Source organism: Nocardia cerradoensis NBRC 101014, from assembly GCF_000308535.1.
Taxonomy (GTDB): domain Bacteria; phylum Actinomycetota; class Actinomycetes; order Mycobacteriales; family Mycobacteriaceae; genus Nocardia; species Nocardia cerradoensis.
Map to the genome: position 1 here is coordinate 1 of NZ_BAFW01000049.1, position 8,025 is coordinate 8,025.

The following is an 8,025-nucleotide window of genomic DNA, read 5'->3' on the forward strand; positions in this document are numbered from 1 at the left end:
GCTGGCTCGACGCCCCGGTGGCACTGACTTTCACCGGCCCCGGCGGCGGCACCTGGCGGATCGAACCGCGCGGCGGGCGGCTGCGGGTGCGACCCGGCCGGGCCGCCGGCGCCGCCGCCCATATCGCCGCACTGGCGCTGGAGTTTCCGCAGTGGGGCACCCGGCGGCTGCCGTGGCGGGCGGGAGCCGTCGCGATCACCGGCGATGCCGAGCTCGGCGCCCGCGTACTCGACTCGATCAATCTGGTCTGAGCGGCCGATGCGTGTCCGCCGACCGGCCCGGCGTGGGCGTACAGTTGGGCTTCGACAAGATCGGCCCCGGACCCGGCGGTCCGGCGGGCCGATTCTCGATCGGCAAGAGGGGATTCGAGTGGACAGGCCAGCGTGGGCGCCCGAGGGCGTGGATATGCAACGGCCCAGCCCGGCCCGGATGTACGACGCGCTGCTGGGCGGTTCCCACAATTTCGAAGTGGACCGGTGGGCCGCGGCGGAAGGGCGCAAGCTGGTGCCGGATCTGCCGCGGCTGGCATTGAGCAATCGCGCTTTCCTGCGCCGAGCGGTCCGGTTCATGATCGACTGCGGGATCCGGCAGTTCCTCGATGTCGGATCGGGTATTCCCACCGCGGGGAACGTGCACGAGGTCGCGCAGGACATCGATCCCTCGATCCGGGTTCTCTACGTCGACATCGACCCGGTCGCGGTCACCCATGCGGCCACCATCCTGCACGGCAACGACCACGCGGGCGCCATCGAGGCGGATCTGCGCAAGCCGGAGGAACTGCTCACCCGCGCCCGCGAGACGGGCCTGATCGACTTCGATCGTCCCGTCGGTCTGCTGCTGGTCGCCGTGCTGCATCTGCTGCAGGACGAGGAGCGTCCGCGCGAGCAGGTCGCCGCGTTGCGGGCAGCCGTGGCGCCGGGCAGCTATATCGCGATCTCCCATCTGTCCTCGGCACACCGGCCCGAGGCGGCCGCCCGGATTCACGAGGAATCGACCAGCGGCGTCGGAATCCGTTTTCGCGACCGCGCATCCATCGTCGATATGTTCACCGGCTGGGAACCGGTCGAACCGGGCGTCGTCGAACTTCCGCTGTGGCGCCCGGAATCCGAGCGTGACCTGCACGAAACGCCGGGACGCTCGCTCGGTCTGGGCGGCGTGGGGCACAAGGTGTGACGGGGTCCACGGGATAGGCAGGGGTTGCAGGGTGGGTTCGCAGGAGTTGGCGGCGCGATGGGCCGACGCACTCGACGGAGTGGTCGCGCCGACGCTGACGCGAACCGAGATCGAGGCCCTGCTCGCCGGCCTGTGTGAGGAACTGCTGGGCGTACTGCGCGGCACCGTCGGCCTCGACGCGGCCCGGCTGGCCGCCTCGTCGCTGGTCGCCGCGAATTATCGCGACGATGCCGCGGTGAGCCGATCGGTCCTGGTGATCTGCCGCGATATGGTCGCCGAGGTTTGCCCGGATACCGGCGACCCGGGCTACGAGACCGTGCGCGACCGCGCCGTCACCGTGGCCGCCGAGTTCGCCGCCGGATTCACCGCGGCACTGCGTGGCGCGGCGCTGGCCGAGCAGGAGACCACGCTCAGCGCCGCCCTGGCCGCGGTCCGGGAGGAACAGGCGCGGCGGCAGCTGTCGGAGGCCCGGTTCGGCGCCATCTTCGCCGGCGCCTCGGTGGGAATCGGCACCATCGACGCCGAGACCGGCAGGGTCCGTGACGTGAACGCCGCCTTCGCCGAGATGCTCGGTGTGCCGATCGACCTGATCATCGGCCGGTCGGTGGCGGCGGTGCTCGGCGCGGAGAACATCGGTGACGCGTACACCCATTTCCAGCAGTTGCTGACCGGCGGCCTGGACCGGTTCCGCATGGAGACCTCGCTCACCCGGCCCGACGGCCACCACTCCGTTATCGACCTGTCCATGTCGGTGGTGCGGGACGCGCGCGGCAGCGTGCGATTCCTCATCGGGGTGGCCGTCGACATCACCGAACGCAAGGCGCTGGCCGACCGGCTCTGGTACGAGGCCCACCACGACGACCTGACCGGGCTCGCCAATCGGCTGCTGTTCTTCGACCGGCTCACGCGCGCCGAGCCGCCCATCGGCCTGTGCTATCTCGACCTGGACGGGTTCAAGGAGATCAACGACGATTACGGCCATACCATCGGTGATCGCGTGCTGCGCACGGTGGCCGAGCGGCTGGGAGCGGCCGCCGAACCCGACGGGCTGGCCGCCCGGATCGGCGGCGACGAGTTCATCGTGCTGATCGAGCAGTGCGCGGATGAGGCGCGACTGGTCGACATGTCGGCCCGGCTGCTGGCGGCGCTCGGCGAACCGGTGGAGGTGGCCGGCGGGTCGATCACGGTGGGCGCGTCGATCGGAACCGCGCTGGTCACCCGGCAACCCGAGGCGGTCGACGATCTGATGCATGCCGTCGACACCGCGATGTACCGCAACAAGAGTGCGCGGCAGCGCTCCGGCAGCCGGTCTCGCCTGCCTCAGTGAGCGGACAGCGTCGAGGGGGCTCGATCCGCGAGTTCGTGCCGGTCTCGCTCGTCGCCGTACGCGCCGAGGAAACCGGAGCAGTCGGGGCATTCGGCGAGGATCGGATGCCGGCAGTCGAAGATGTGGGCGAGGAAGCGATCGGTGGCCTCGAACAGGTCGATGCGGCGGCGCAACTGGGCCCGCTCGTCGGCGATCAGGGCCAGCCGCTCGTCGCGCCCGGAGAGGCCCAGTTCCCGGATCCGGCGCAGCGACAACCCGGTGCGCTGGAGGGTGCGGATCAGCCGGGCCCGGTCGAGCGTCTGCCCGTCGTAGGCGCGATGCCCGGAGGGGCTGCGCGCCGGGTGCAGCAGTCCGACCGATTCCCAGTGGCGCAGCACATGCGCCTCGACTCCGACCGCCACGGCGGCGTCACCGATCTTCAGACCCTCGTCCATCGCCGGCCTCACCCCTTTACTTCATGTCGACCTTAAGTTTTATCGTGCCACAACACGTGGCGACGATCCCGTCGTTCGCGGCCCACCCACAGAACGGACGAATGACATGCCGGATCCGGTGAAGACACCGAGTGTGCTCCAATGCTGCACTGTCGCAGTGGGTTCCGTGCGCGGGCTGATGCTGCCCCGCCGCCTCGATCGGCGTTTCCTGGCCTCGATCCCCGACGCCGGGCTGCCCGAGCCCCGGGGCACCGTCTCGGTGCGCGCGCTGCCGCAGGCGCCGCGGTCGGTGCCGACGGCGGCGGTCGTGGAGGGAACGTTCACCCCGCGCCGGATCGACAACGCGCTGACCGCCTTCGTCGTCGAACATCCGCAAGCCCGGTTCGTGGTCGATCCCGGCGTCTGCCTGGACGCCGAACGGCGCGCGATCTCGCAGCTGCCCGCGGTCCTGCGGGTCGCGGTGCGGCCACCGGCCGCCACCGTGGCGACCGTCGACTCGCTGCGTGAGCACGATCCGCGGCCGCTGGATTTCGCCCTGCCCACGCACGCGCACTGGGACCATGTGTGCGGTCTGCTGGATCTGCCCGGACTGCCCGTCCACATGCATCGCGTCGAGCAGCAGTGGATCACGACCGGTCCGGTCGCGCCGGTCGGCGGCGTCCGCGATGCGCTGCGGGAGCGGACGGTGGTCGAATACGACCTCGACGGACCGCCGGTGCTGACGTTCACCGCGAGCCACGATCTGTTCGGTGACGGGACCGTGGTGCTGGTGGATCTGGCCGGGCACACCCCCGGGAGTATCGGCGTGCTCGCCCATACCCGGCGCGGCTGGGTACTGCTCGCCGGCGATGCCGCCTGGCATCATCTGCAGATCGACAAGGTTCGCCAGAAGGCAAGCTACCCGGGCGGTTTCGCCGATGACGATCGCGATCTGACCTTCCGCACCCTGCACCGGCTGCACCTGGCGCGCACGACGGTGACGGTGGTGCCGACCCACGACCACGCGGCCGCCCAGCGGTTGCGCGCCGAGGAGGTGGGCGCGGCGAACGACAACTGACGTCGCGGCGAGCGACCTCCGCTGCGACCGGTCGCGGGAGATTCGGCACCGTCGAGCGGTCCAGCGAGCCCCGGCTGGCTATGGACCGGCGGGCCACTCGCTCGCGACCATGGCCTCATGACCTCCTCGGCGTATATTCCCGCTCTGGCCGGCCACGAATTCGCGGTCGACACCACCTATCTCGACACCGCCTCGTACGGCATTCCGCCCGCCCGCGCATTCACCGCGGTGCGTGCGGTCCTGGACGGGTGGGCGAGCGGACATCGCGCACCCTCGCGCTACGACGATCGGGTGGATCGGCTGCGCGCCGCCTATGCCCGCCTCCTCGACGGCGCGACGGCGGCCGATGTGGCGATCGGCAATTCGGCCGCCGCGCTCATCGGACCGGCCGCGGCGGCACTGGCTCCCGGCTCCGAAGTACTGGTCGCCGCAGGCGATTTCGCGTCCGTGCCCAATCCGTTCCGCTACCGCGGGGATCTGCGGGTGCGCACGGTGGAACTGGAGCGACTCGCCGAGGAGGTACGTCCGGATACCGCACTGGTGGCGTGCAGTCTCGTCCAGTCCGCCGACGGCCGGACGGTCGACACGGCGCGCTTGCGCGCGGCCACCACGGCGCACGACGCGCTGCTGCTGTTCGACGTCTCGCAGGCCGCGGGCTGGTTGCCGCTGCGATTCGCCGATGCGGACATCTGGGTGTGCGCGACATTCAAATGGCTGCTCGGCGCCCGCAGCGTCGGGCTGCTGGCGATCCGGCCGGAGATCGCCGACCGGGTGCGCCCGCACGCGCCGGGCTGGTACGCGGCCGCCGACCGCTGGGCGGAAATGTATGCGCCGCAACGGCTTGCCGATACCGCGCGACGCTTCGACGCCACACCCGATTGGCTCGGTGTGGTGGGTGCGCTGGCCGGGGCGGAACTACTGGAGGAGTTGACGATTCCGGCGATTCAGGCCCACGATCTGGCACTGGCCGACCGCTTCCGCGCCGGATTGGACGACCTCGGCTTCACACCCGTTCCCGGACGAGCACCGATCGTGTCGATTCCGGGCGCCGCGGCCGCCGCCGACGCCTTGGCGGAGGCCGCGGTGGTGACCACGGCCCGAGCGGGTGCGCTGCGGGTGTCGTTCCACGTCCACAACGACTCCGACGATGTCGACCGGGCGCTGAAAGCCTTGGGCGACAATCGAAGTTGATCGGTTGAGGCACCGACGCCCTTCCCCGGCCCTGTGGCTCAGAAGGTTCGGCGCAGGCGTCCCGGTGGCTGCCGTGATTCGGCACGCACGCGCTCACGCAATCCGCCCGGAATGCGGTGGATGATCGCCGAGCGGTCCGCGGCCGCGAGTTTGCGGCGGATGGTCGCGACCTGGGCGTCGACCGTGCGGACCGACGTCCCGCGGCGCACGGCGACCGCACTGTTGGTCCACCCGGCGGCCACCAGGATCGCGATCTCGCGTTCGGCGGGTGAAAGTTCCTGCCACCGTGCATCATCCGGGCCGACGTCGGCGTCCTCGACGATTTCCAGCCGTCCGAGGAAATACCGCTGTAGCTCGTTCTCCTGCGGCCGCATCCGCCCGCCGCGACGCACCGCGGCGGCGTAGCGCTGGGCGCCCAGCACCGCGGTCGCGGCCGTACGCGCGGCCAGCGATCCCTCCGCCACCAGCGGCACCCGGTCCGAGGCGATACCCATCGACCGATGCAACGCGGCGGTACCACCCTGCAGGTAGGCGATCTCCCGTGCGGCGGCGTCGAGTTCGCCCGGGCGCGCGCCGGATTCGATACGCCGCGACAGGATCGCAGCCAGCGCGACGGTGCAGAAGTGGATGATCCAGCCCGCGGTCCAGGTATCGCCGCGATCGAGATGCGCGGCCACCGCCGCCCGGCCCCGGCGCACCGCGTCCGCGGGGTCGCCGTGGCGGATGGTGGCGACCAGTTCCGCGAATTCGGCCCACGACACCGCCCACGGCGCATCCGTTTTCGCCGCGTCGTGCAGATGGCGGCGCACCACCCGCCCCGCGACCTCCGGGGTCGCCAGGCTGGCGGCCGCGAGCACGGTGAACAGATCACTGCGCTGCGTGCCGCCGCGATCGCCGACGGCCGCGAACTTGCGACGGGCGCGCGACAACACCTCGATCGCACGCAGATCCAGGCGAACCAGGAACAGTTCGAGCCCCCAGGTGAATTCGACCTGGGCGGGCAGACCGATGTCGTCGGCGGTGTGCTCACGCCATTCTTCGCGCAGCACCGGATCGGAGAGACATTCGGCGGCACATTCGTCGAGGAGCCGGGAGGTGTAGTCGAACCGGCCCTGCCACACCGCGATCCAGCCGATCAGGGCCTTGGCCGAGATCCGCAGCGACGACAACGCCGGATCGTCGCCGATCACCGCGAGGGCGCGCTCCGTGAGTCCGGTGACCGCGCGGTTGGTGCCGGTGAGGAACGGCACCCGCAATGCCATGACCACGGTGGCGATCTCGAGTCCGATCACGGCCTCGTCCGGATCGGCGAGGCTGGTCTCGACCGCGAGCAGCACGTCGTTCCAGGCCGCGCGGACCCAGTCGATCCACTCCATCTCGTCCGGGCCGTACCACATCGCTTGTCCGGCAACGACTTTGTCACGAAAGTAGCGGCGATGGCGGGCAGGCACGCCGGACGGTGCGGCCGAACCGTCGGGCCGCTCCTGCAGCCGGGCGCGGGCGAACGCCCGCACGCTCTCGGGCAGGAAGTAGCGCACCGAGGTGGCCGTCATGCGGGTCGACACCAGCGACCGTTCGACCAATCGCTCCAGCGTGGCGGCGATGACGGGCTCGGGCAACGCCTCGTCGGCGCAGACCTGCGCCACCGCGCTGTATTCGATTCCGCCGCTGCGGGTTTCCTCGTCGCCAGGGTCGAATCCGGCGGCGAAGACCGACATCCGGTCCAGCAGCAGGCGTTCGGCGTCGGTGCACAGTCCGTAGGACCAGGCGATCACGTCGCCGACGTTGCGATGACGCTCGTCGGCACCGGCCCGCACGCCCGACGACCAGCGCATCCACGCATCGGAGTCGGTGCCGGTGAGATCGCGCAGCACCTCGGCGACCGGACGGTAGCGCAACCGGGCCGCTGCGAGCCGGATGAACAGCGGATTGTTGTCCACGCGGCGGCAGATCCGGGCGGCCAGTTCCAGAGTGGCGGGCTCCGCGCCGATCGGCCGGCCGGTCAGTTCCGCGCGCCGCCGGAACAGTTCCAGCGCATGGTCGTTGGTGAGTGGCGGCACCGGTACCAGCCGCTCGTCGGTCCAGCCGATCGGTTCCCGGCTGGTGGCCACGACGGTGACATCCGGATTCACACTCAGCAACTCGACGATCAGCCGCGCTACCGGATGCAGCACGTGTTCACAGTTGTCGAGAACCAGGATGGTGCGAACGGGACCGAGCGAGGCGAAGGCGTCGAGCAGGCAGTCCTCGGCGCTGCGGCCGGTGGGATCGGTCGGTGCGACGGTTCGCACGATCTCCTCGGCGACCGCCTCGACGCCGGCGCCGGTTTCCAGCCGCGCCAGCCGCACCCACAGCACCTGATCGCGACCGGGCCGCTGGGACCGGCGCAACGCCTCGGTGGCCAGCGTCGTCTTACCGATCCCACCCGGTCCGAGCAGGGTGATCAACCGGGGCCCACCGGGGTCGAGCAGTTCGGCGATGCTACGCAGTTCCGCGGTCCGGCCGACGAATTGGGATATCCACGGTGTGGTCACGACCGGGCCGTCTCGCGCCGGGCTCGCGCCTCGGATCGCATCCGTTCCCGGGCCTCCGCGGGCAGATGCCGGGCGATCTGCCCGCGGGAGGTGATCTGCAACTTCTGCCGGACCATCGCCACCTGCGCGTCGACCGTGCGCACCGAACTGTGGCGGCGCACGGCGATGGCACTGTTGGGCCAGCCCGCGGCCGCCAGCACCGCCACCTCACGTTCCGCCCGCGACAGACTCTCCCAGCGATCCGACTCGGGCCGGGGCGACGCCACCGCGGCGACCGGCGGCTGGGCCGTGGCGACGCACGGCTGGCTG

General features: G+C 70.9%; 7 protein-coding genes and 1 pseudogene. 5 read left to right on the plus strand and 3 right to left on the minus strand.

Annotation, left to right across the window (positions count from 1 at the left end; genetic code table 11):
- From ON23_RS06270 to ON23_RS06280, 3 genes and pseudogenes are all read left to right on the plus strand, one after another.
- A pseudogene (locus tag ON23_RS06270) lies at positions 1–251 on the plus strand (maleylpyruvate isomerase N-terminal domain-containing protein); the annotation flags it as partial.
- Between the two features lie 118 nt (positions 252–369).
- Positions 370–1,173, plus strand: coding sequence for an SAM-dependent methyltransferase (locus ON23_RS06275; protein WP_039776905.1), 804 nt, complete (start codon positions 370–372; stop codon positions 1,171–1,173).
- 31 nt (positions 1,174–1,204) lie between these two features.
- Positions 1,205–2,500, plus strand: coding sequence for a sensor domain-containing diguanylate cyclase (locus tag ON23_RS06280; protein WP_039776906.1), 1,296 nt, complete (start codon positions 1,205–1,207; stop codon positions 2,498–2,500).
- On the opposite strand, the gene ON23_RS35805 is transcribed toward ON23_RS06280, so the two are convergent.
- Entirely contained in the window at positions 2,494–2,934 is a 441-nt protein-coding gene (locus tag ON23_RS35805; RefSeq protein ID WP_051042108.1) for a MerR family transcriptional regulator, read from the minus strand. The genes ON23_RS06280 and ON23_RS35805 overlap by 7 nt on opposite strands.
- A 157-nt stretch (positions 2,935–3,091) precedes the next feature.
- Between ON23_RS35805 and ON23_RS06290 the strand changes: the two genes are divergently transcribed.
- On the plus strand, positions 3,092–3,991 hold the full coding sequence (locus ON23_RS06290) for an MBL fold metallo-hydrolase (RefSeq protein WP_223273871.1): 900 nt from the start codon (positions 3,092–3,094) through the stop codon (positions 3,989–3,991).
- Positions 3,992–4,108: 117 nt separating this feature from the next.
- The gene (locus ON23_RS06295) at positions 4,109–5,182 is read left to right on the plus strand and encodes an aminotransferase class V-fold PLP-dependent enzyme (RefSeq protein ID WP_039776908.1); all 1,074 of its coding nucleotides are present in this window, start codon (positions 4,109–4,111) and stop codon (positions 5,180–5,182) included.
- Positions 5,183–5,220: 38 nt separating this feature from the next.
- Here ON23_RS06295 and ON23_RS06300 read toward each other — a convergent pair whose 3' ends face one another.
- Complete coding sequence (locus ON23_RS06300; RefSeq protein WP_039776909.1) at positions 5,221–7,716, minus strand: ATP-binding protein; 2,496 nt, start codon at positions 7,714–7,716, stop codon at positions 5,221–5,223.
- A partial coding sequence (locus tag ON23_RS06305) for a helix-turn-helix domain-containing protein (RefSeq protein WP_039776910.1) occupies positions 7,713–8,025 on the minus strand: 313 nt, incomplete at its 5' end. The genes ON23_RS06305 and ON23_RS06300, both read right to left, overlap by 4 nt.

What these genes read in the sequence shown, in the direction of transcription:
- ON23_RS06295 (WP_039776908.1), top strand. Translation starts at nt 4,109, where the DNA reads ATGACCTCCTCGGCGTATATTCCCGCTCTGGCCGGCCACGAATTCGCG.
- ON23_RS35805 (WP_051042108.1), bottom strand. Translation starts at nt 2,934, where the DNA reads ATGGACGAGGGTCTGAAGATCGGTGACGCCGCCGTGGCGGTCGGAGTC.